Raw genomic sequence first — 23,214 nt, forward strand, 5'->3', positions numbered from 1 at the left:
GTGCTCATGGAGTGTGCACAGCGTAGGTTTTGCGAGAGGCGATGACAAATGACGATTTCGACAGCAACCTCCGTTTCGCTGATCCAGGCCCGCTTGAGCCCAGCCTGGAAGAGCAGGCCTTCCATGGCCCGCTCTCCAGCAAGGATTGACAAACCCCGCGCCAGCTCTTAAAACTGGACGCCTGATCCAGGGTGTAAACAAATATGTCCGCAACGCTCAACGTCTTCGCTATCGCCGCCGGCTTGAATGCCCAGGCTGTCGCGTGCGTTGCGTTTGCCCCTAAATCGAAGAAACAGTCGCTCATGTGACCGGGGCGCGCTGTCCCGTCAGATGAGCTGACAGGACATTGAGCGCGACGGACACCCTCCCTCCTCCCAACTTCCTTCCACGCTTCTGACGGTGACGAAACGGTCAACCATCAGGAGAAAGTGCATGTCATCGTTTCAAGGTATCTGGGTACCCATCGTCACGCCGTTCATCAACCAGGCGATCGACTTCGTCAGCCTGCGCCGGTTGGCCAGCCATCTGCTGGAAAGCGGCGTCGACGGCCTCGTGGTCTGTGGTACCACCGGCGAAGCGGCCGCCCTGGGCAAGCACGAGCAACTGGCCGTGCTGGATGCGGTGCTCGAAGTGGCAGCACCGCACCAGGTGATGATGGGCCTGGCCGGCAACAACCTCGGCGAGCTGCTGCAGTTTCAGGGCGAAATATTCAAGCGTCCGGTGGCTGGGCTGCTGGTACCGGCGCCCTACTACATCCGCCCGTCCCAGGCCGGCCTGCAGGCGTTTTTCAAGACCGTCGCCGATGCCTCCAGCGTACCGCTGATTCTCTACGACATTCCCTATCGCACCGGCGTGAGCTTCGAACAGGCAACCCTGCTCGACATCGTCGCCCACGACAACATCGTCGCCATCAAGGACTGTGGCGGCAACCTGAACAACACCCTGGCGTTGCTGGCCAGCGGCAAGGTCGACGTGCTGTGTGGCGAAGACAACCAGATCTTCAATGCCCTGTGCCTGGGCGCCAGCGGGGCGATTGCCGCGTCGGCGCACATTCACCCCCAGTTGTTCGTGCAGTTGCACCGGCAGGTCCGGGAGCAGCAGCTTGCCGCAGCCAGGGCGACGTTCCTGCACCTGACTCCGTTGATTCAAACCCTGTTCGTCGAACCCAACCCCGCACCGGTGAAAAGCACCCTGGCGCTACAGGGACTGATTCGCGACGAACTGCGTGCCCCCATGCTAGCCAGCAGCGACGCCCTGGTCGAACGTTTGCAAGATGTCCTGGCGACACTCAAGCAGCTCTCGCGCTAGACGCACACGAGCAGTACTCCAGGATCTATCTGCCGCCGTTGCTGCGACGAAACCGCGCGGCGGCCGCCTTCGGATTGACCCTGCAACCAAACCACCATATAGTGTGCCAACACCAACGAAAAACACTACATGATGTGCCACACTTCTCCTACGGCACCTCTCATCACCCTGGAACACCAGGGTTTGCCGATTGCCTGCTTGTGCTGTGAATCCTGTTGAACGGGAGTTCCAAACACGTGTCTACCTGCCCGACTCAAGGGCAGTGAACCAGGCCTACAAACACCCTATTTAAAAGGAATATCCGATGCTCAGCTGGGACGAATTCGACAAGGAAGACGGTGAAGCGACAGCCAAGGTTGCGATTGCCGGCCAAGCCGCCGAAGCCACCCTCGATCGCCTGGACAGCGCCGGCGGCGCCGCCGCCCTCGAAGCCCGTGCCGTGACCGCCAGCGACTCCGCCGCGATCATCCGTGCCAAGGCTGCACTCGACGCACTCGACGTCGCCGAAGGCCTGGCTGAACTCGAAGGTGCCTCGGCCCGTGTCGCGGTCGATGAGAAGCGCATGATCAACTGCCGCGCCGACCTCAACCAGCTCGTGCCTTTCAAGTACGACTGGGCCTGGCAGAAGTACCTCGACGGCTGCGCCAACCACTGGATGCCGCAAGAGGTCAACATGACTGCGGACATCGCCCTGTGGAAAAACCCGGAAGGCCTGACCGACGACGAGCGTCGCATCGTCATGCGCAACCTGGGCTTCTTCTCCACCGCCGACTCCCTGGTGGCGAACAACCTGGTGCTGGCCGTGTACCGCCTGATCACCAACCCCGAGTGCCGCCAGTACATCCTGCGCCAGGCCTTCGAAGAGGCGATCCACACCCACGCCTACCAGTACTGCATCGAATCGCTGGCCATGGATGAAGGCGAGATCTTCAACATGTACCACGAGATCCCGTCGGTCGCGAAGAAAGCCACCTGGGGCCTGAAGTACACCCGCTCGATCTCCGACCCGCAGTTCAACACCGGCACCGTCGAAACCGACAAGGAACTGCTGCGCAACCTGATCGCCTACTACTGCGTGCTGGAAGGCATCTTCTTCTACTGCGGCTTCACCCAGATCCTGTCCATGGGCCGTCGCAACAAGATGACCGGCGTCGCCGAGCAGTTCCAGTACATCCTGCGCGATGAATCCATGCACCTGAACTTCGGTATCGACGTGATCAACCAGATCAAGATCGAGAACCCGCACCTGTGGGATGCCGAAATGAAGGAAGAAGCGACCCAGATGATCCTGCAAGGGACCCAACTGGAGATCGAATACGCGCGTGACACCATGCCTCGCGGCGTACTGGGCATGAACGCGGCGATGATGGAGGACTACCTGAAGTTCATCGCCAACCGTCGCCTGTCGCAGATCGGTCTGAAGGAAGAGTATCCAGGGACGACCAACCCGTTCCCGTGGATGAGCGAGATCATGGACCTGAAGAAGGAGAAGAACTTCTTTGAGACCCGTGTGATCGAGTACCAGACCGGTGGTGCGTTGAGCTGGGACTGATTCGTTCGCTGCCCTGGAAGCCCTGACTTGGTCAGGGCTTTTTTATTTGGGATTGGGTGTATATCCATTTGCGCGTTTTGGTGATGTTGCGGTTTCGCCCCTTACGGGCGAGTTACTTTTGCCAAGCCCTCCATTCGGCCTGCTGGGCGGGGCCGGTAGGTCAAAAGCAAGATCAAAAGCCAAGGCCAGATCAAAACCTGTAGCGATGCCCCCGCTGGGCAACCGCCGTGGTAGTTCATCGGGTGAAAACTGGCGTTTTTTCGCAAGGCACGCGGGCTTCGCTTCCTGCCCCGACCTGTCGCCCATCACCTTGATGCTTGCACTGAAATAGCCCGTTCTAGAGCCATCATCGCCACAATGCACCACCTCTGGTCAGCACGTCGTATTCCGACAAAATCGTGTCGTTTCTGATCGCTCCGTCAACGTCGACAAATCCAATAATTCGCACACAGACCGGTCTTCCGCCATAGGCCGGTCCCGCAACACCGCGAGTATGCAGCCTCGCTTCACAATTCCAACGCTGCGGCGCCCTTCCGAACCGGATAACCGGTCGCAGACAACATATATGACTCAGATCCTATGGACCCGCGCACACGAGCGGACCATCTCTGTGTGCGCAACAATTGTGAAGACTTGACTGCCATGACGACTACCTCGATTTCCAGTGCCGGTTCTGCAACCGGCCACCGTAATGCGTTACTTATCGCCCACATTGCCGCGGTCCTGTTCGGGCTGACCGGTATTCTCGGTGCCCTGATCAAGGCCGACGCCAGCGTGATCACTTTCGGGCGTGCCACCTTTGCCTTCATCGCCCTCGGCTTCGTCGCCGGGCTCAAGGGCACCCGCCTGCTGGACGCGCTGACCTGGCGCAACCTGCCGATCATCGGGCTGACCGGCACCCTGCTCGCCGCTCACTGGGTGACCTTTTTCATCGCGATCAAGGTTGGCGGCGTGGCCGTGGCCACGCTGGGTTTCGCCAGTTTCCCGGCCTTCATCGCCCTGATCGACACCCTGGTGTTCCGTGATCGGATCGGTGCCACCGAAACCTTGCTACTGCTGATGGTATCGGCAGGACTGGTACTCGTGATTCCGTCATTCGACATGGTCGACCAAGGCACCATCGGTCTGATCTGGGGCCTGGCTTCGGGCCTGTCGTTCGCCCTGCTGACCGTCGCCAACCGTCGCAACACCAGCGGCATGAATGCCATGCAGACGTCGTTCTGGCAGAACGTGGTGGTCGCCGCGCTGGTAGCCCCCTTCGCCTTCAGCCACCTGGCTACCACCAGCCTGAGCACTGACGACTGGGTCAACCTCGCGGTTCTGGGGATCTTCTGCACCGGGCTGTCGCAGTTCCTGTTCGTGAAGAGCCTGGAAGGCCTGCAGGCCCGTACCGCCGGCATGATCATCGCCCTGGAGCCGGTGTATGCAATCGCCTGCGCCTGGTGGCTGTTCAGCGAACAACCTTCGCTGCGCATGGCCGGTGGTGCGGCACTGATCGTCCTGGCCACCATCATGAGCGCGTGGCGCAAAGCTTCCGCTCACTAATCACTAACTGAGTTCCACGCTGGCGGCGGCCACTTATCGTTGCCGCCAGCGCCCCTCCGCTGCCCGCCTGACCGCCAACACCAGTCAGCCTCTCCTCCGATTCAAACAGCACGAAAACGCAGGATGCGCGCTCCGTCATAAGGATCGGTGAGGTAATGCGCGTGGACGCCGAACGTTTCCAGCAGACGCTCGGGGGTCAGTACATCGTAGGGTTTGCCCAGGGCCACCAGCCGGCCTCGGTCGAGGATCGCCAGGCGGTCGCAGGTCAGGGCCTGGTTGAGATCATGCAGGGCCACCAGGGTGGTCACCGGCAAGGCTTGCACCTGGCGCAGCAGGCTCAGTTGATGCTGGATGTCCAGGTGGTTGGTCGGTTCGTCGAGCAGCAGCACCTGCGGGCGCTGCGCCAAGGCCCGGGCAATGTGCGCCCGCTGGCGCTCGCCCCCCGAAAGCGCGTGCCACTGACGATCACGCAGGTGCAGCGCGTCGGTGTCGGCCAGGGCCTGGTCGACGATCGCGCGGTCCTGCGCGGAGAACGGGGCCAGGGCCGACAGCCAAGGGGTCCGGCCAAGGGCGACAGCGTCGAAGACGCTGATGGCGTCGCCCGTGTCGGCCTGTTGCTCGACCAGCGCCAGCTTCTGTGCAACGTGTCGCCGAGACAACCGGGCCATCGGTTCGCCGAGCAACTGCACCGTGCCTTGGCTTGGCGTGCGCAGGCCGGCCAGCAGCTTGAGCAGGCTCGACTTGCCCGAGCCATTGGGACCGACGATGCCCAGGGTCTCGCCGGGAAACGCTGTCAGGTCGACATCCCGCAGCACATCGTGGCCGGCCAGGCGCAGGCCGAGGCCGTGGCAGGACAGCGGTGCAACATCCGTTGCCGTCATGACCGTCATGGGCGCCTCCTGCGGCTGACCAGGATCAGCGCGAACACTGGGGCGCCGATCAGCGCAGTCACCACGCCAACTGGAATCACCTGCCCCGGAATCAGGATGCGCGAGCAGATATCCGCCAGCACCAGGAACAACGCCCCACCCAGGGCGCTGGCGGGCAGCAGCCGGGCGTGACCGGGGCCCAGCAGCAGGCGCAAGGCATGCGGAATCACCAGCCCGACGAAACCGATCGCCCCAACGATCGATACCATCACCGCCGTCACCAGCGAAGCACAACTGATCAGCAGCAGTTGGGTACGCCGCACCGGAATACCCAGGGAAGCCGCCGAATCCGCGCCGAAGGTGAAAGCGTCCAGCGCGCGCCGATGCCACAGGCAGACCAGCAATCCCACCAGGGCCACCGGCACTGCCAGCCACACCGATGGCCAACGCACACCGCTGAGATTGCCCAACAGCCAGAACAGAATGCCGCGAGCCTGCTCGGCGGTGGCCGACTTGGTCACCAGGAAGGCCGTCAACGCATTGAACAACTGCGAACCGGCAATACCGGCCAGGATCACCTGGGCATTATTGCTGCTCGCCCCCACCGCACGGGACAGCAACAGCACCAGGCCGAACGCGCACAGCGCGCCGATGAAGGCCCCGCCAGACAGCGACAGCGCCGCCCCACCAAGGCCCAGCAGCCCCACCGCCACCGCGCCGGTCGACGCACCCGCCGAGAGCCCCAGCAGGTAAGGCTCGGCCAACGGGTTGCGCAGCAGCGCCTGGAGCATCACCCCACAGGTCGCCAGCCCAGCACCGCAGGCGGCAGCGACCAGTGTGCGGGTCAGCCGGTAGTTCCAGACGATGCCCGAGTCGATCGGCTCGACCGGATAGCCGGCCTGCCACAACTGGTTGGCCAGCACCTGATAGATCAGGCGCGGCGACAGGCTGGTTTCACCGATGGCAATCCCAGCCAGCAGGGCCGCGAACAAGGCGACCAAGGCCAGCAGGCTGTAGGGCAGCAGGCGCGTGTTCACTCTGGGGCTTTACCGGTGGCAATGGCGGTGGACAGGGTTTCCAGGCCACGGAACAGGCGAATTCCGGCCTGCATGGCATCAGCATCGAGGATGATGATGCGGTTGTTCTTCACCACGTCCATGTTCTTGGCGACCGGGTCGCTGCGCAGGAATTCGAGCTTCTTGCGGTAGTCGTCCGCCGGGAAGCGACGCCGGTCCATGCGGGCGATGATCAGCCAGGTCGGGTTGGCCTTGGCCAGGGTTTCCCAACCCACGGTCGGCCACTCTTCGTGGGACTCGACCACGTTGCGCACGCCCAGGGTCTGCAGCATGAAATCAGCAACGCCCTGGCGACCGGCCACGTAGGGATCGATGGCCAGGTCGGCGCTGGAGAACCAGAACAACGCGCTGGTGTTGGACAGGTCCTTGCCGGCCAACTGCTTCTTCGCCTTGTCGAGACGCGCCTGCAGGTCGGCATTGAGCGCCGCACCACGATCCTGCACATCGAAGATCGTCGCCAGTTGGCTGACGCTCTTGTAGATGCTGTCGACCTTGAACGGCTGCATCCGGGTGCCGTCGGCACCCACCAGATTGTCCTTGCCTTCGCAGTCCGAAGGCAGCAGGTAGGTGGGGATCTTCAGTTCGTTGAACTGCTCACGGGTACCGACCACGCCCTGGGGCCCGACCATCCACTCGAACTGCACCGTCACCAGTTGCGGACGCTTGCCCACCACCGCTTCGAAGCTCGGATCGTTGTCGGCCAGGCGCTCGACCTTGTCGTTCTGCACCTTGAACTCCGGCAGCACGTTGTTGAACCACAATGAAGTACCGACCAGCTTGTCGCCCAGCCCCATGGCATACAGCATCTCGGTGCCGGCCTGGCCAATGGTGACCGCGCGCTCGGGAGCCTTCGCGAAGGTTTGCGGCACACCACAGTTTTCCACGGTGAGCGGGTATTGGGTGGCGGCAGCCTGGGCCAGGCCGGTGAGCGAGAGGCCAGCGAGCAAGGTGGCGAAACGAGGCAGCATGGTGAGCGATCTCCTGTCGGGCAGAACACGAAGTGAACGCATGGACAGGCATCGCCGCCCTGGCACGACGTCCGGGGCAGCCCTTCACAGGGGAGATGGCCATCCCGGACACCCCGCCGGTTGGTAAATGTAGGCCGGCAGGTCTCCTGACTGGTGCGTCCTGGCCCGCCTCCGGCCTTCCCGAATCACATGGACCCAGTGGCATCGTTGGAGCGGGCTCGGCACCTACAGTTGCGGGGGCAGTTCCGTTTGGCCAACCGGGGTCGGAGGCCTGGGATTCCCTATTATTTCCGAGTGGAAACCGGCGGGCGGCATGGTAGACCATCAAATTGCCGTTGGGAACGCATAAGAACCGCTCTCATCAGCTGCGGGCCACTGCCACAACGTTCTACAGCGCTCATTTCTCGACCGATTCGAGAATAATTCAGGACTTTTAGCGGATTTTTCCTACAGATTTCCCGTTGATTCACTTGATCACGAAGCCTAATGTTTTCGCGTTGCTGCCAATTCAGCAACCGGGCTTGGACACCCGTTTTTTTTTGGAAGAAGAAGTCGCACAATGCCGCGCGAACGGCACTTTTGTGTCCGCTCTATGGCGGACCGTGCGCGGGACACTCCTCGGGGTGTGCCGGGTTTCTTCTTCCCCGGTTGTCCAAACCTGCGCACGGTTCGCCACCCTTTCGCTTGGACACGAAAGATGGCGCGCTTCCAAAGGTGTTACTGAAGAAGAGCTTGCCGATGACCAAGAAAATCACGCCCGACCCACCACCCTGCCGCACTTCAAGTCCGACTGAAAAAAGCGACTTCCTGCGCAGCGCCATGTACAGCGCCCTGGACCAGATCAACTCGGACCCACCACCGCCTGATCCACTCGATACCCTCGCCACAAGCGCCTTCAACATCGGCAGCGACTCAGCCAGCAAGCCTGCGCTCTTTGCCATTCAGCCAGGCGTCCCGGCCAAGGTGGCGTTGGCCCATGTCTCGGACCTGCTCCGGACTGCCGAACTGAACGCCGACGAAATCGGCCCGCGCCTGGAAGACGTTGACCGTGACCTGTTCAGGGGAGTGCTGCAATCGCTGGAACTGTCGCGAGCGATCGTGGACTCGCTGTTGGCGGCGCCCCCACTGCCCGCCTCGACCTGAAGTGAGCAGCGCTTCAAAATGGAGGGATGGAGGGTGTGCCTTGAAGGCTTTTAGTGATTTCACGGGCCTCTTCGCGGCGGTGCGGCGTCCCGACAAGCCCGCTCCTACAGGTGTTGTGTCGTACACCAGAATGGGGCCTGGCGCAGGCATCGGAGTGGGCTTGCCTGCGAAGCATTTGCTTTTTGATCTTGATCTTGCCTTTGCTTTTGATCCACCGGCCCCGCCCAGCAGGCTGAGTGGAGGTTCTGTTTCGAGAGACGCCCGGCAGGGAAGCCGGGCGAGCCGTGTTGGGCCATGGATGGCCCATCGCGGCGTGCTCTCGAAACAGAACCGGAACGAAGGAACCCTCGCGTAGCGAGGGCCGAATGGAGGGGCAAGCGTTTTTTGGTTACTTTTTTTCGCGTCTGAAAAAAAGTAACTCGCCGTAAGGGCGAAACCACTACCCCAGCCAACCGCGCAAACGGATATGTACACCTACAACCGCAATCGCACACAGGCAAACAGCAGGTTAAACGCCCCTCGATAACTCAGCCCTGCCTCCCCCCCATGTACAGCTCAAAATTCTTGATATGATCATCAAGGTTATCCTCAAGCATCAACCGATACTGATCACAAAAATACTTGAGCATCGCCTCCCGCGCCCCGGCCATCTCCTCCCCCGACTTGAAGCTGCGCGCACTGACCCAGGCATTGAACCGAGTCGTACCAAACATCATCGAAGCATTGACCTTGCCAAAATTCTCGACCTGCTTGAGCTGCTCATTGGCCAGGTTGATATGCTCGTCCGCACGGTCATAGAACGATTCATCGATGGTATCCGACATGGCAGGCTATCTCTGGATGATAAAAACGCCCTATGGGACCAGCCTTCCCGGCTTCTGTCCAGAACAGTTCAACCCGCCAGCCGGCCGGCAACTTCCCTGGCCACCTCAATGAAGGCCCGCGCCGCTGCGCTCTGGTACCCGCCCTTGCGTTGCATGACCACCGCCGTGCGCTGCAGCCGCAGGGGCTCCAGCTCGACCGCGACCAGATCCTGATACGCCAGGGTAATCGCCGCCGGCAACAGGGTCGACAAACCGGTCCTGCGCACCACCTCGATCACCGCCCCAATCGCATTGGCCTCCATCTGCACCCGCGGACGAATCCCATGCTGGCGACAATAGCGATCGATCTGCTCGCGAGTGGCGAACTCGGCACTGAGCAGCACCAGCGACTCCGCATCCAGCGCCTCCAGCCCGACACTGCGCTGCCCGGCCAGCGGATGCCTGGCGCTGACCACCAGGGCCAAAGTCTCGACCAGCAGCGGCTCAGCGTCGATTTCCTGCGCCTGCACCGCCTCGAAGGCGATCCCCACATCCAGTTGATCAGCCACCAACTGCTCTTCCATGGACTCCTGGGCAATCTCCCGCAGGTTCAGGGTGATATTCGGATAGCGCTGGTGAAAGGCCTCGACCAACGGCCCCACCAGATAGGTGGTGAAAGTCGGCGTCACCGCCACCCGCAGCGATCCCCGACTCAGGTCACCGACATCATGCAGCGCACGCTTGGCCTCCTCCAGCTCCAATAAGGCCCGACGCGCATAGCGCAGGTACACCTCGCCGTGATCGGTCAGGCGCGTCACCCGCCCGGAACGGTCGAACAACTGCACGCCAAGGCTATCCTCGAGCTGTCGCACCTGCTGCGACAAGGCCGGCTGGGAGACATAAAGGGCGGCGGCCGCCCGGGTGAAACTGCCGTGTTCCGCCACCGCGAGAAAGTACTGGATATGTCGGGCCAGCATTCACCCACCCCATAAGATTATCTGATACAGGAAATCATAAGCGATACCTTTACCTTATGCCATGCACCCCGTAATCACTGTTCCATCGCAACCTGAACCTGGCGACCTGTTCGTCATCCGCCATGCCGGCAACATCGATAATCGTGTGCCGACCGCCCCGGCCCCCTACCGCCGCCACCAGATGCCGCAGGTCTACGGCGCCGCACCCAGCAACAGATGCTCGGCAACCGTCCCTTGCAGAACGGGCTGCACCCGCCCACTCAGGATCACCCCGCCGCTACCGTCCCACTGCACGCTGACCGTACCGCCGTCGCACTGCACTTCGACCCGCTCGTCCAGCAGGCCCCGACGAATGCCGCCCACCACCGCGCCACAGCAACACGAGCCCGAACCCTGCGCAATGCCACCGCCACGTTCCCAGATGCGCAGGCGGATATGACCACGATCGATGACCTGGACAAAGTGCACGTTGGTCTTTTTCGGGAACAGCGGATCACTTTCGATCTTCGGCCCGAGGGCGGCCACATCGATAACGGACAGATCGTCGACAAAGAAGGTGCAATGGGGATTGCCCATGCTGCAAGCGACCGGGCTGCCGGCAAGCGGCAACACCAGAGTGTCCATGGGCTCGGCAAGTGGAACGTCCTGCCACGCCAGTGACGGCTGGCCCATGTCCACCGAAATGGCGCCGCCCTCCTCGCGCACGCAGGTCAGCAATCCACGGTTGCTCCTGAGCATCACCGAGGAAGTACCCGCCTCGCGCATCAGCGTATCGGCCACACCACGGGTGGCACTGCCACAGGTATCGAGGGGCGAACCATCAGGATTCCAGAACACCACACGGGCCGCGGCATCCTCACAATCGAGCACCACCGCCAGTTGATTGAAACCGATGCCACGATTGCGATCACCCAGGCGCCGGGCCACCGCGCTGGTGATCGGGTCGGCCTGACCACGACGGTCGATGATGACGAAATCATCGCCATGGGCATGCATTTTCACAAAGCTGAGGGTCATGCGTGCTCCTGTCTGGATTCGGGCGTTCGGCGAACATGAAGCATAAGGGGATGACAGGCGAGCCGTCACTCTGCCGGGCTGCGGTTCGCTTGAACCTGGTCTTCCAGCAGTTGCACGAACACCGACAGGTTCTGCGACACCGTGCCCCGCCGCCAGATCAGCCAGGTTTGCAGGTAACGAAAATCCGGCGACATCGGCCAGACACTGACAGTGCTGCACCCCGGCATGCTCTCAAGCATGCTGCGCGGCATCATCGCCAAGCCCGCCCCTGCGCTGACGCAAGCGAGCATGCCGTGATACGACTCCATCTCGAAGATCTTGCCGGGCACCGCCGCGTCGTGGCTGAACCAGCTTTCGAAATGATGACGGTACGAGCAGTTGGCCCGGAACGCATAGATGCTCTCGCCATTCACATCGGCGCCTCGGGTAATCGGCGCGTGCTGCAGCGGCGCGATGATCACCATTTCCTCATCGAACACCGCCACGCCTTCCAGGGTCGGGTGCAGGATCGGGCCGTCGACGAACGCCGCTACCAGCCGCCCGGACAACACGCCTTCGATCATGGTCCCGGAGGGCCCGGTAGACAGGTCCAGTTCGACCTTGGCGTATTGCTGGTTGTAGGCCGCCAATAGCGCCGGGATGCGCACGGCCGCCGTACTCTCCAGCGAACCCAGGGCGAACGGGCCCTGGGGTTCTTCCCCGGACACGGTCAGGCGCGCCTCCGCCACCAGGTCGAGAATGCGCCGGGCATAGTCCAGGAAGCTCCAACCGGCCGGCGAAAGCCGCAGGCGGCTCTTCTCGCGGATGAACAGCTCCACCCCGAGATCCTGCTCCAATTGCTTAATGCGGGTGGTCAGGTTCGACGGCACCCGGTGAATGAGTTGCGCGGCAGCACTGATGCTGCCCTGCTCGGCGACGGCCTTGAAGATTTCCAGCTGGACCAGATCCACGTCATTCTCCAATCGTGAATGAATGACTCAGTATTATTCAGTTTCCATAAAAACAACAGCGCCGTAATCTGGCTCCATAACCCACCCGTCAGGACGGTGCCATGACTACTGTGTCGAATCAGACCCACGCTATCTCGATCAACCCCTTCAACGGTGAGCAGATCGGCCATTACGCCTACGAGTCCGCCGAGCAACTGGACGCATCGCTGGCCCGCTCGGCCAAGGCCTACGCCGGCTGGCGGCGGACCAGCGTCGCCCAGCGCGCGCAACTGATGATCGCCCTGGCCAAGGCCCTGCGCGACAACGCCGGCCAGATGGCCGAAATGATCAGCCTGGAAATGGGCAAGCCGATCACCCAGGCCCGTGGCGAAGTCGAGAAATGCGCCCAACTCTGCGAGTGGTACGCCGAACAGGGCCCGGCCATGCTGGCACCCGAGCCAACCCTGGTGAACAACGGCAGCGCCCGCATCGAATACCGCCCACTGGGTGCGATCCTGGCCGTCATGCCGTGGAACTTCCCGATCTGGCAGGTGCTGCGTGGCACGGTCCCGACCCTGCTGGCCGGCAACACCTATGTGCTCAAGCATGCGCCGAACGTGATGGGCAGCGCCTACCTGCTGCTTGATGCGTTCAAGCGCGCCGGCTTTCCTGAGGGCGTTTTCGAGGTAATCAACGTCACTCCGGACGGCGTGTCCAAGGCCATCGCCGACCCACGCATCGCCGCCGTGACCCTGACCGGCAGCGTGCGCGCCGGCACCGCGATCGGCTCCCAGGCCGGTGCAGTGCTGAAGAAATGCGTGCTGGAACTGGGCGGTTCCGACCCGTTCATCGTCCTGAATGACGCCGACCTCGATGCCGCCGTGCAGGCGGCGGTGATCGGCCGTTACCAGAACACCGGGCAGGTCTGTGCTGCGGCCAAGCGCCTGATCGTCGAACAAGGGGTGGTGGAAGCGTTCACCCGCAAGTTCGTCGAAGCCACCCGCAAGCTGGTGGTGGGCGATCCGCTGTCGGCCGAAACCTACATCGGCCCGATGGCCCGTTTCGACCTGCGTGACGAGCTGGACCAACAGGTCCAGGCGACCCTGGCCGAAGGTGCGACCCTGCTGCTGGGCGGCAGGAAGGCCGAAGGCAACGGCAACTTCTACGAGCCGACCGTGCTGGCCGATGTCACCGACCAGATGACTTCCTTCAAGCAGGAACTGTTCGGCCCGGTAGCGTCGATCATCACCGCCCGTGACGCTCGCCATGCGGTGGAGCTGGCCAACGACAGCGAGTTCGGCCTGACCTCGACGATCTATACCGCCAATGTCGATCTGGCGCAGCAGATTGCCGATGAGCTGGAAACCGGTGGTGTGTTCATCAACGGCTACAGCGCCTCCGACCCACGCGTGGCCTTCGGTGGCGTGAAGAAGAGCGGTTTTGGCCGGGAGCTGTCGCACTTCGGCGTGCGCGAATTCTGCAACGCCCAGACCGTTTGGCTGGATCGCAACTGATCCGGACCGAGTGATCACAGACTCACTTGGTGGCGAGCGGGCTTGTCCGCGCCGGGGCGCAAGGCGCCCCTGAAACCAGCCGCCCTGGTCTATCAGGAAGACCGAGGTGGCTGGTTTTGCGGCTGCCTTGCAGCCGAGCGCGGGCAAGCCCGCTCGCCACAAGTGCTGCATCCCGCCCGGAAAACACCATCTGATCCGTATTTTTCTTCACTACCTGAATCTGTATCGGGATCAGATTTTCCCCGACAATAAGTCACCGCCCGACGTCTCGGGCCGTGCTTGAGGGGAGAGTTCGATATGACTCGGTTTTCGCTGCACCGCAATTCCTTGGCTCAGGAGGCCTGAAATCATGGGCAAGATGGCAATTTTCCTGGGCGGTTTCCTGCTACTCACCATCGCGATCGGCCTGCTGGCCACCATCTCTCCGACTTGAAAGCCGCTGAGACAAGTTGCCCCTTCACTCTGGATGAGGGGGCATCTGTTTCGGTTTCAGATCGACGATCCACGGCTCGAACCGCTGGCCGAACGCGACCGTCGCGTTGAACCCGAACATGTCACTCTCGCGATCTTCGTAACGCTGTCCCTTTATCTGCTGCCGGATCGGCTCAAGCAGCTCGCTGAAAGCTGCCGGTACGTTGATAGTTTGTGCAGCGACCCCAGTGATACGCCCCGTCAGCAGCCGTGGCCGGCTTTCGGTACTGTCGAGCACCAGGGGTTCGATCCTGCCGGGGAGAATCAGGTAGCGGGCCGTGTCCGGATACTGCTTGCGCAACGCCTGGGCATCCAGGCCGGCATCGACCAGGAACAGCCGGCTGTTGCCATTGAGTTCGAAGGCCAGTGATCGACGAATCGACTCCAGGTTGTTTTTCGAAGCATTTTTATTCACTTGCCGAGCTTCATATACCCGAGCCTTTTCGACAGCCCGCTGATAAGCAGGGCCATTGAACTCGAAAGCCAGGAACACCGGACGGGAAAACCGCTTCGTGTAGCGGCTGCTTCTGTACTGCGTCTCGTAGGGTTTGGAGACATCGAATCCCAGGCTCGCCAGCTTGGCCTTGTCCAGCCAGACGCTGACGTCTCCGGGATCGGAGTAGGCATTCTCGTATGGATGCAGCCCCCGCAGGCGCAGGCGCAGCGACAGGCCGCTGTTGTCGGCGTCATTCCCATACGGCAACTGCAATTCGCGTTGGGACAGGTTCAATTGCGCTTGCGGCGTCCCGCTGCGGTTATGGGCCACGCCCAGCAGTACGACCGCATGAGTGGCAAGAATCAGCGCCACCCCGGCAATCAATGTGTGACGGGTTGTCCACTTGATCATTGGACACCTCCGGACTGCAACGTCCTCAGTTTCTTGAGCGCCACCAGCACCAACACGGCAGCCAGGCCAACCACGAAGAAGAACAGGTACTTGGGCAGGCTCTCCCACCACCAGTCATAGAACTTGTTGAACAGGAAGATCACGAAGAAGGTCACGCCGGTGTTGACCACATCCGGCCACTGCCGACGCACGCCGAGCCAGATGACTGCGGCACTGAGCAGGAAGCCCGCCACTTGATAGCCCTGGGCAATGCGCTTCGGGTCGAATGCCAGGTAACTGCCCTCCCCCCAATTGGCCAACGCCAGCACCGGCACCAGCAAGGCCAGGAGCGCGGACACCCGATAGGTCATGGCGAAGCCGGGAAAACGTCTCTGCGGCATGAACCGTGCCGCCAGGGCGAGCAGCGCCGCTGCCGGGAAGAAATTTTCCGGACTGTCTCCCAGGTCCAGCCAGTACATACCCGCCCAGGACCCTACCCGGGCGGCGACAAAACCGGCCACGCAGAGAATGGCCGCCAGCAACAGCAGGCGCAGGTTGCAACTGTAGGCGAGCAACAGCGCAAAGATTCCCCAGACGATGAAGGCCTTGTCGGAAGGCGTGATATTGAAGATCTGCCCCAGCATGCTGACATCGAGGACGAAACAGGCAAAGGCCACCGTGGCCGCCAGCTTGGTGAAGTAACCGGTGCTGTCGCGACCTTGCAGCCAGATCGTGCCGATGAAGGTCAGCAATGGCGCCAGCAACAGCGTGGTGACCTGGGCCACCGTCGAGAGCGTGCCCCAGAAGCGGTAGAACAGAAAGAACACACTGGCCGCCAATGCCAATGCGCCGAGAAACGAGGCAATGCGCATGCCCATCGACAGTTGCCGGGAGCTGCTGGTCAGGTCGATATCGAAGGCGTTGCGGTAGCTGGCAAGCAACGCCTGATGGTGGGTGGCCAGCGCCTGCTGCTGCTCGGCTGACAGTTGCAGTGCGCCTTCATGGCCGAGTCGATCCAGCTCCAACTGGAAAACGCGGATGTCGTCGGCGCGCTGCTGGGCTTCTGTCTGGGTAAGTACACTCATTGGGCAATCCATTGACCGGGGCGAGTCCGATACGCCCGCCCCAAATGCCAATGCTATGCCCAATCCCTGCTTCAGTGCGAGCCGTTCATGGACAAGCCTCGGGGCCAGTTCACCAGGTAAATGGTGCGCAGCACTCAAGACACCTCTCTCCATCGTGATGTAAAGCCGCCCCGGCTCCCATCGTTCTGTATGATGGCGCGCTTTTGCAGCCCGGATTTTGAGGAATCGTTGATGTACAAGGCTCACCCAAGGTCCGCCCAGGGCACCTTTGCCCCGCGTATCACTCTCGGGCTGTTGGCCCCCGGACTGCTGCTTGCCTCCGGGCTGCACACGGCACACGCCGCTGAAACCCAGTTGCCGGCAGTCAATGTGATCGGCGAGGACAACAGCGGCTACCGCGCCGAGAACGCCTCGGTGGCCGGTTTCGACAGCGCCCCTCTGCGCGATACCCCGGCCTCGGTTTCGGTCATCACCGACTCGCTGATCAAGGACCAGCAGGCGCGCCTGCTCAGCGAAGTGCTGCGCAACGACGCGGCAGTAGGCCAGAGCTATGCACCAGTAGGCTACTACGAGAACTTCAACGTCCGCGGCTTTGCCCTGAACGCCGCCAACAGCTACCGGATCAATGGCCGCAGCATCACCGGCGAGCAGAACGTCGGCCTGGAAAACAAGCAGCAGGTCGAAGTGCTCAAGGGCCTGTCCGGCCTGGAAAGCGGCGTCAGCGAGCCTGGTGGGGTGATCAACTACGTGACCAAGCGCCCGGCTGACGTGCGCTCGGTCACCGTGTCCACCGACGACCGGGGCAGCGGTTACCTGGCCACCGATGTCGGTGGCTGGTTCGGCCCCGAGCGGCAGTTCGGCCTGCGGGCCAACGTGGCCCACGAGGACATCCACTCCTACGTCGAACACACCAACGGCAAGCGCGATTTCGCCTCGCTGGCCTTCGACTGGAACATCAGCCCCGATGCCCTGCTGCAACTGGACGTCGAGTACCAGAACAAGCAGCAGCGCTCGGCGCCTGGCTACCAGTTGCTCGGTGGTACCGAACTGCCCCACGGCGCCTCGCCGCGCAAGCTGCTGGGTCACCAGAGCGGTTCGCCGCAGGTGGTCAGCGATGCGCTGAACATCAATGGTCTGTTCGAATACCACTTCAATGACAGCTGGAAAGGCAGTCTGAGCGCTTCGCGCAGCCGGGTGGTGATTGATGACTACAGTTCGTTTGCCTGGGGCTGCTACGGTTCGACCAGTTGTAACGCGGTGAAAGTACCGAACTACTTCAGCCCCGAAGGCAACTACGACATCTACGATTTCCGCAGCCCCGACGACACACGGCGCAACGACGAAATCCAGGCCGCACTCAGTGGCAACTTCGACGCCGCCGGTCTTGGGCACGAACTGACCGTGGGTACCAGCGCGTTTCGTCGTGTGGTAGACCAGCATGATGCGATCAACCAAATGATCGGTAGCAGCAATATCGACAGCGACCCGGAGAACTTCGCGCGTTACGATGGCGCAATTGGCCCCTCCTATCGCCATCTGGACAGCCGCCAGTACGGCCTCTTCGCCACCGACCGCATCCATTTCAACGAACAGTGGCAGACCATCATCGGCGGTCGTGAAGTACGCCTGGACGAACGCACCTTCGACCAGGCCGGTGATACCACCCGGCATACCCAGCAATATGTGTTCCTGCCCGAGGCGGCATTGATCTACAAGCCGATCGAGGACCTGTCGTTGTACACCCGCTACAGCAAGGGCCTGTCCCTGGGCGGCACCGCGCCGTGGTTTGCCAGCAACGCCTTCGAAACCCTGGCACCGACTATCTCGCGACAGATCGAAGCCGGGATCAAGTATGACTGGCGACGCATGACCCTCGCCGCCGCCCTGTTCCAGATTCGCCAGGGCTACCAGTACTCCAGGCCCGACGGCAACGGCGACTTCACCTTCGTCCAGCAAGGCCAGCAGAAGAACATCGGCCTGGAGCTGTCGGCCAATGGCTGGGCGACCCAACGCCTGCAGATCGCCGCCAGCGTCGCGGCGATTCGGGCGCGGGTCACCGACACTGGCACACCTTCCTATGAGGGACACCAGGCGATCAACGTACCGCGACTACGCGCCAGCCTCTCCGGCGACTACGCCCTGCCCTGGGTCGATGGCCTGGCGCTGCTGGGTGGAATGCAGTACAGCGGTCGCAAGTACGCCAGCCACGAGGGCGGCGTCGAAACCGGCGCCTATGCGATCTTCAACGTCGGCAGCCGCTACAGCACCCGCATCGACGGTTATGACACGGTGTTCCGCCTGACCGTGGACAACCTGTTCGACAAGCGTTACTGGCGCGATGTCGGCGAGTACATGGGTGACGACTACCTGTTCCAGGGCGCGCCGCTGACGGCGCGCTTGAGTGCCTCAGTCAACTTCTGAGGGCATGAGCGTCACGGCGTGCCATTACGACCATACAGGCGAAAACCGGCACGCTGGCTCAGGCGTTCGTAATAGGCACTCACTGCGGGGAAGTCCGGATGAGCCAGTGGAGTTTCAAACCACCGGTTCACCGAGAGGCCGATCGGAATGTCCGCCAGTGAAAACTCACTGCCGCTGACATAAGCCCCCGTCGCGTCGAGTTGCCGATCCAGGATTGCCATGTGCCTGGACCATTGCCGGCACCCCTCTGCCAGGGCATCAGGGTCCTGATGGCCAGCGCTGCGCCTGACCAGCGCCATGAAGGCATAGCCCCAGGACTTGTTGAAGTCGGTCGCCTGCCAATCCATCCATTGATCCACCCGGGCCCTGGCCTTTGCGTCGGCGGGATAGAGGTGCAACGCCTGGGCCCGATTCGCCAGGTATCGGATAATCGTGTTGGACTCCCACAACACGAAACCATCGTCATCGATCACCGGCACCATGGCATTGGGGTTCAACGCCATGAACTCGGGAATGGCAGTCTCCCTGAAACCAGAACCCCAGTCCTGGCGCGCAAAAGGGATCTGCAGCTCGGAACAGGTCCAGAGCACCTTGCGCACATTGATCGATGAGGCCTTACCCAGTATCTGCAGCATTTCATCTCCTTATTATCGGGGCCACGAATTTCACATCCGCCGGCAGTATACCCACAAGGGTGAAACGTTAAACGACAGCGTTCACCTAACTCAAGATTTGTTTAAAAGTATTGCCTGGACCGTTCTGGCAGGCTATTTTGTGTAATAGATGTAGGAGACTAAAGAAGTCAATTCGCCACAAGTAAACAATCGATATTCATAAAACTTCAAACTGCCTTTCTACTCGAATCCGAATCTACTGACCGGCTGAAAACACCTGCCCGAAAGGACAGGTATACAAGCCTGGGCGGGTGGTTTTAAATCCAGCGCCATGTCGTTATCGCCAGCAACTAATCAAGAGTGCGACAACTTACAGGCACTAAACCTCCCCCTATATCAACAGCAGGTCGTAACAGGAGTTTGACGAATGCAGGTCGCTATCTTTCAGGTTGACGCTTTTGCCTCCAAGGCATTTTCCGGCAATCCGGCAGCTGTATGCCCGCTGGATCACTGGCTGCCAGACGAACAACTGTATGCCATTGCCGCAGAAAACAATCTTTCGGAAACAGCCTATTTCGTCAGGCAAGGTGACATCTACGAACTGCGCTGGTTCACGCCCCTGGTCGAAGTTGAACTATGCGGGCATGCGACATTGGCGGCAGCGTGGGTCATCTTGAACAAGCTCGGCGTCACCGCGGAGGTTTTAAGGTTTTCGACCCGAAGCGGGGAACTGCGGGTACGTCGTTCCGGTAGCGGGCTGACGCTGGATTTCCCGGCAAAAAAACCCGAGCCCTGCACGCCACCAGCTGACCTGTTGCCTGCACTGGGCCTGGAGTCGGCCGAGGTCTTCGCGACAGATGACTTCATCATCGTCGTGCCTGACGAGAAGATCGTGGAAAAGCTGGCTCCGGACTTCGCCCGCCTGAAGGGGCTTCCCCTGCGGGGTGTAGTCGTCACAGCGCGAGGTAGCGAGTTCGATTTTGTCTCTCGATGGTTTGGCCCTAATGTCGGGGTAAACGAAGACCCGGTGACAGGTTCGGCGCATACGTCGCTGATGCCCTACTGGGCAAGTGTGTTGGACAAACAGGTGTTGACGGCACAACAAGGCGGCTTGCGAAAAGGTCAGTTGCGCTGCGAAATGGCCGCGGAGCGAGTGCTGATAACCGGAGAGTCGGTGCTATACATGGTGGGAGAAATCACTCTTTAAGGCTCGCGCGGCGCTTGAGAAATACGCGAACGTATTTCTCAGGCAACCAGTCTGGATTCCCCGCCAGAGATTCAGTTACAACGCTGGGTCAATGAAGCATGCCCAAGGCATAGGCTTTCATGGCCGCTTCCACCTTGTTGCTGGAGTGCAACTTGCGCATGGCATTGACGAGGTGAAACTTAACCGTTCTTTCATCAATGGACAGAATGAGCCCTGTCTCGGTATAGGTCTTGCCTGTGGCCGACCACTTCAAGGTTTCCACTTCCCTGGCGGTAAGGACCGCACTGATCTCAGGAATGTAGCTTGGCGCAATGAAATTGAGCATGGTGGAATGCGCGATATGAGCGATCCATAGCAGTTTGGCCTCCTTCTCGTTGAATTCCAGTGATGTGATCGGATTGGCAGACCTGACCAGGGAGAGCATCCCGATCGTGTCGTGCTTTGCTCGCGATGGCGTGCACCAGCCATGGACGAGTTGATAATGCTTGGCATCCTCCCAGAAATGAAGCTGCTCGGTAAACCCATCGGCAGACCAGCACAGTGGCCGATACTGAGTCAGTCCATGTTTCACAGTCGGATCGATACTGAAGTAATTGTTGGCTATGTACGTGCTCTCCCAAGCAGCAGGGTAATTGGAAGACAAATGAAATTTCGGACTGGAAATGGGTAACGGAAAACGAATGCCCAGCGAATACTGATCAAACTCAAGAGAGCGAATGACCCACTCAAGCAACGCAAGAAACTCCTCCTCTGTTTTCGCTTCCGCAAATAGCGAAAGATAGTGTTCACGCCAATCAGACATATATATTTACCTTTAGTGAGGGTGCAAGGGATGGCCCCGACCCCAATAAATTGGAGTTTGGATATGAGGCCGAGCGGGGAATCTATTTGGAAAATAAAACCAACAACCAAGCAGAGTAATTCGAATGCAATCACTAGCCCCAGACCAGCTGGTACGCCTGTCTTACCCGGAGTTGATTGATTTGTCGTTCCAGCCTTACCTGACCTGGATCGACACTGGATTGACCGCCGAATTAAAGGAATTCGGACTGCCTGTTGCCTATGCTGGATACAGTGAGTGGGAGTGCCAGGACTCCGCACCAAAACTGAGCATTAGTTGGAATTGGTTCAAGGAAGCTTTTTCTGGAAAAGTCCTTATAGCACCGGGAGGAATCAGTTGCAACATCATGTTACGCTCACCCAGTGGTTATGATCTGGGGAGTGACATGACACAACAACTGCTTCTTGTCTGGATATCCAGGCAGGGCTTGGAATGTAAGCTGCCTGAGAGCTTGATATTCGAGCGCGACAGTTGATCTTAGTCATGCCGTGGCACCAGTCAATCATGCAGCCTATTGTATGGAAAGCAATACAACAGCACCAAAAAGAGGCATCAAAGATGGCACTATAGAAGCTGCCCTTTTGGGCAGCTATTCTTTTTCGCAACCATGACTTCTAATTCTGGGAACTGGATTGGAAGCTGGTGTGGAATGCTAAATATAACAAATGGTACAGCGCGACAACTCCCTTCTGAGCTTATCGCGGGGCTCGGGCTATTTCGCTACAAGATCTTCGTCGAAAAAATGGGCTGGCCTCTAAAGTGTGAAGAAGGCCTGGAATCCGATGAGTTCGACGGTGACGACACTTACTACATTATTGCCCGTGATAAAAACGGTAACGTCTGTGGCTGTGCCCGGATGTTGTCGACGAGCAAGAGTTACCTTCTTGAACAAATATTCCCCAGTTTGATGGGCGATATACCGCTGCCCAAGTCAAACGAAATCTGGGAACTCTCACGATTTGCCGTTAATTCCTCAGACGACAACACGGCAACTGACCATTGGCTGGACACATGCCGCTTGGTGAAACAAGTTGTCCTGGTCGCCAAAAACCATGAAGTCAAACGGCTAATCGCCTTTTCCGCTGTTGGCAATGAGCGGCTGCTCAGAAGAATGGGGGCGGATGTGCATCGTGTATCCAGCGCCCAGTTGATTGATGGAAAACCCGTAGTTGCATTCTGGATCGAGATCAACGAGAAAACGATAAATGCCTTGTCTGCTTATTAAGCAAGACGCTGGATGACTATATAAAACCTAGATTAAAGGACTAACCATGATTCTCTATCTGATAGGCGTCGCACTGGCGGTACTGGTTCTCGAACATATTATCCCCGGATGGAAACTACCCAAGGTCAGCACCTGGTTTTTTCGGTCCATGACCCTCAACATCATTCAGATCGCGGTAGCGCTGCTGGCCGGTGTTTCATGGAACAAATGGATGCAGGGTCACAGCCTGTTCCACCTGTCCGAAAGCCTCAGCCCACTCGCGGCCGGTTTCGTCGCCTACTTTGTCAATACCTTCGTGACCTACTGGTGGCACCGCTTCCGCCACGCCAACAACACGTTGTGGCGCCTGTTCCACCAAATCCATCACGCCCCCCAGCGAATTGAAGTCTTCACCTCGTTCTACAAGCATCCCACGGAAATGGTCTTCAACTCGATGCTGGGCAGCGCCGTGGCCTACGTGTTGTTGGGCATCAGTGTCGAGGCCGGTGCCTTCTACGTGATGTTCGCGGCACTGGGCGAGATGTTCTATCACGCCAACATCAAAACTCCACACTGGCTCGGCTACTTCTTCCAGCGCCCGGAAATGCACCGGGTTCATCACCAACGTGATCGCCACGAGTGCAACTACAGTGACTTCCCGATCTGGGACATGCTGTTCGGAACCTTTGAGAACCCCAAGGAAAATTTCGCGCCCCAAGGCTTTTCCGACAACAAGGAAAACCGCTTTGTCGACATGCTGCTGTTCAAGGACGTTCATGAAGTTCCAGCGACAATGAAAACACCTGGGAGCCTGAACGAAGAGTCACTGGTCAAGCGCGGGTAA

Annotated in this window: 21 protein-coding genes and 1 riboswitch; of the genes, 10 read left to right on the top strand and 11 right to left on the bottom strand. The window is 60.1% G+C overall.

From position 1 onward, the window contains the following. Positions 1 to 432 precede the first annotated feature (432 nt). From dapA to AC6I6U_RS22365, 3 genes are all read left to right on the top strand, one after another. A complete protein-coding gene (gene dapA / locus AC6I6U_RS22355; RefSeq protein WP_497878202.1) occupies positions 433 to 1,308 on the top strand; it encodes a 4-hydroxy-tetrahydrodipicolinate synthase in 876 nt (291 codons plus the stop codon). A gap of 304 nt (positions 1,309 to 1,612) precedes the next feature. After that, positions 1,613 to 2,860, top strand: a complete 1,248-nt coding sequence (locus AC6I6U_RS22360) for a ribonucleotide-diphosphate reductase subunit beta (protein ID WP_497878203.1) — start codon at positions 1,613 to 1,615, stop codon at positions 2,858 to 2,860. A gap of 642 nt (positions 2,861 to 3,502) precedes the next feature. After that, on the top strand, positions 3,503 to 4,405 hold the full coding sequence (locus tag AC6I6U_RS22365) for a DMT family transporter (protein WP_497878204.1): 903 nt from the start codon (positions 3,503 to 3,505) through the stop codon (positions 4,403 to 4,405). Between the two features lie 101 nt (positions 4,406 to 4,506). Here AC6I6U_RS22365 and AC6I6U_RS22370 read toward each other — a convergent pair whose 3' ends face one another. The 3 genes from AC6I6U_RS22370 to AC6I6U_RS22380 are packed head-to-tail and all read right to left on the bottom strand — an operon-like array spanning position 4,507 to position 7,318. Further along, positions 4,507 to 5,295 (bottom strand): ABC transporter ATP-binding protein, encoded by a 789-nt coding sequence (locus tag AC6I6U_RS22370; protein ID WP_497878205.1) that lies wholly within the window; start codon positions 5,293 to 5,295, stop codon positions 4,507 to 4,509. Beyond that, a complete protein-coding gene (locus tag AC6I6U_RS22375) occupies positions 5,292 to 6,311 on the bottom strand; it encodes a FecCD family ABC transporter permease (RefSeq protein ID WP_497878206.1) in 1,020 nt (339 codons plus the stop codon). Before AC6I6U_RS22375 ends, AC6I6U_RS22370 begins: the two co-directional genes overlap by 4 nt. Beyond that, positions 6,308 to 7,318: an ABC transporter substrate-binding protein gene (locus AC6I6U_RS22380; protein WP_497878207.1), complete on the bottom strand. Its 1,011-nt coding sequence runs from the start codon at positions 7,316 to 7,318 to the stop codon at positions 6,308 to 6,310. The genes AC6I6U_RS22375 and AC6I6U_RS22380 overlap by 4 nt, the downstream gene beginning before the upstream one ends. A gap of 119 nt (positions 7,319 to 7,437) precedes the next feature. Continuing rightward, positions 7,438 to 7,639: riboswitch (cobalamin riboswitch) on the bottom strand. Between the two features lie 417 nt (positions 7,640 to 8,056). Here AC6I6U_RS22380 and AC6I6U_RS22385 point away from each other — a divergent pair. After that, positions 8,057 to 8,461 (top strand): DUF6124 family protein, encoded by a 405-nt coding sequence (locus tag AC6I6U_RS22385; protein WP_497878208.1) that lies wholly within the window; start codon positions 8,057 to 8,059, stop codon positions 8,459 to 8,461. A gap of 527 nt (positions 8,462 to 8,988) precedes the next feature. Here the strand turns inward: AC6I6U_RS22385 and AC6I6U_RS22390 are convergent. The 4 genes from AC6I6U_RS22390 to ptrR all read right to left on the bottom strand — a co-directional run bounded on the left by AC6I6U_RS22390 (position 8,989) and on the right by ptrR (position 12,208). After that, a complete protein-coding gene (locus tag AC6I6U_RS22390; RefSeq protein ID WP_497878209.1) occupies positions 8,989 to 9,285 on the bottom strand; it encodes a DUF3144 domain-containing protein in 297 nt (98 codons plus the stop codon). A gap of 68 nt (positions 9,286 to 9,353) precedes the next feature. Continuing rightward, on the bottom strand, positions 9,354 to 10,241 hold the full coding sequence (cynR, locus tag AC6I6U_RS22395) for a transcriptional regulator CynR (RefSeq protein WP_497878210.1): 888 nt from the start codon (positions 10,239 to 10,241) through the stop codon (positions 9,354 to 9,356). A 192-nt stretch (positions 10,242 to 10,433) separates the two neighbouring features. Then, the gene (dapF, locus tag AC6I6U_RS22400; protein ID WP_497878211.1) at positions 10,434 to 11,258 is read right to left on the bottom strand and encodes a diaminopimelate epimerase; all 825 of its coding nucleotides are present in this window, start codon (positions 11,256 to 11,258) and stop codon (positions 10,434 to 10,436) included. Between the two features lie 65 nt (positions 11,259 to 11,323). Then, positions 11,324 to 12,208, bottom strand: coding sequence for a putrescine utilization regulator PtrR (gene ptrR / locus AC6I6U_RS22405; protein ID WP_497878212.1), 885 nt, complete (start codon positions 12,206 to 12,208; stop codon positions 11,324 to 11,326). 101 nt (positions 12,209 to 12,309) lie between these two features. Between ptrR and AC6I6U_RS22410 the strand changes: the two genes are divergently transcribed. Further along, the gene (locus tag AC6I6U_RS22410) at positions 12,310 to 13,701 is read left to right on the top strand and encodes an aldehyde dehydrogenase family protein (RefSeq protein ID WP_497878213.1); all 1,392 of its coding nucleotides are present in this window, start codon (positions 12,310 to 12,312) and stop codon (positions 13,699 to 13,701) included. Between the two features lie 457 nt (positions 13,702 to 14,158). On the opposite strand, the gene AC6I6U_RS22415 is transcribed toward AC6I6U_RS22410, so the two are convergent. Together AC6I6U_RS22415 and AC6I6U_RS22420 are read right to left on the bottom strand one after the other, a co-directional pair. Further along, the gene (locus AC6I6U_RS22415; protein WP_497878214.1) at positions 14,159 to 15,019 is read right to left on the bottom strand and encodes a DUF4824 family protein; all 861 of its coding nucleotides are present in this window, start codon (positions 15,017 to 15,019) and stop codon (positions 14,159 to 14,161) included. Beyond that, positions 15,016 to 16,083, bottom strand: coding sequence for a DUF2157 domain-containing protein (locus AC6I6U_RS22420; RefSeq protein ID WP_497878215.1), 1,068 nt, complete (start codon positions 16,081 to 16,083; stop codon positions 15,016 to 15,018). The genes AC6I6U_RS22415 and AC6I6U_RS22420 overlap by 4 nt, the downstream gene beginning before the upstream one ends. Before the next feature lie 231 nt (positions 16,084 to 16,314). On the opposite strand from AC6I6U_RS22420, the gene AC6I6U_RS22425 reads away from it, so the two are divergent. Beyond that, positions 16,315 to 18,504, top strand: a complete 2,190-nt coding sequence (locus tag AC6I6U_RS22425; RefSeq protein ID WP_497878216.1) for a TonB-dependent siderophore receptor — start codon at positions 16,315 to 16,317, stop codon at positions 18,502 to 18,504. 11 nt (positions 18,505 to 18,515) lie between these two features. Here AC6I6U_RS22425 and AC6I6U_RS22430 read toward each other — a convergent pair whose 3' ends face one another. Further along, complete coding sequence (locus AC6I6U_RS22430; protein ID WP_497878217.1) at positions 18,516 to 19,139, bottom strand: glutathione S-transferase family protein; 624 nt, start codon at positions 19,137 to 19,139, stop codon at positions 18,516 to 18,518. 406 nt (positions 19,140 to 19,545) lie between these two features. On the opposite strand from AC6I6U_RS22430, the gene AC6I6U_RS22435 reads away from it, so the two are divergent. Then, positions 19,546 to 20,325 (top strand): PhzF family phenazine biosynthesis protein, encoded by a 780-nt coding sequence (locus AC6I6U_RS22435; RefSeq protein ID WP_497878218.1) that lies wholly within the window; start codon positions 19,546 to 19,548, stop codon positions 20,323 to 20,325. 88 nt (positions 20,326 to 20,413) lie between these two features. Here the strand turns inward: AC6I6U_RS22435 and AC6I6U_RS22440 are convergent, their stop codons facing one another. Then, a complete protein-coding gene (locus AC6I6U_RS22440; protein ID WP_497878219.1) occupies positions 20,414 to 21,127 on the bottom strand; it encodes an autoinducer binding domain-containing protein in 714 nt (237 codons plus the stop codon). Between the two features lie 124 nt (positions 21,128 to 21,251). Here AC6I6U_RS22440 and AC6I6U_RS22445 point away from each other — a divergent pair, with 124 nt between their 5' ends. The 3 genes from AC6I6U_RS22445 (at position 21,252) to AC6I6U_RS22455 (ending at position 23,214) form a co-directional block, all read left to right on the top strand. Further along, on the top strand, positions 21,252 to 21,641 hold the full coding sequence (locus AC6I6U_RS22445; RefSeq protein WP_497878220.1) for a DUF4902 domain-containing protein: 390 nt from the start codon (positions 21,252 to 21,254) through the stop codon (positions 21,639 to 21,641). A gap of 174 nt (positions 21,642 to 21,815) precedes the next feature. After that, positions 21,816 to 22,391: an acyl-homoserine-lactone synthase gene (locus AC6I6U_RS22450; protein WP_497878221.1), complete on the top strand. Its 576-nt coding sequence runs from the start codon at positions 21,816 to 21,818 to the stop codon at positions 22,389 to 22,391. 46 nt (positions 22,392 to 22,437) lie between these two features. After that, positions 22,438 to 23,214 carry a sterol desaturase family protein gene (locus AC6I6U_RS22455; RefSeq protein WP_497878222.1) on the top strand — a complete coding sequence of 259 codons (777 nt, stop codon included), beginning with the start codon at positions 22,438 to 22,440 and terminating at the stop codon, positions 23,212 to 23,214.

This window comes from Pseudomonas sp. UTLPPB19802, assembly GCF_059730225.1.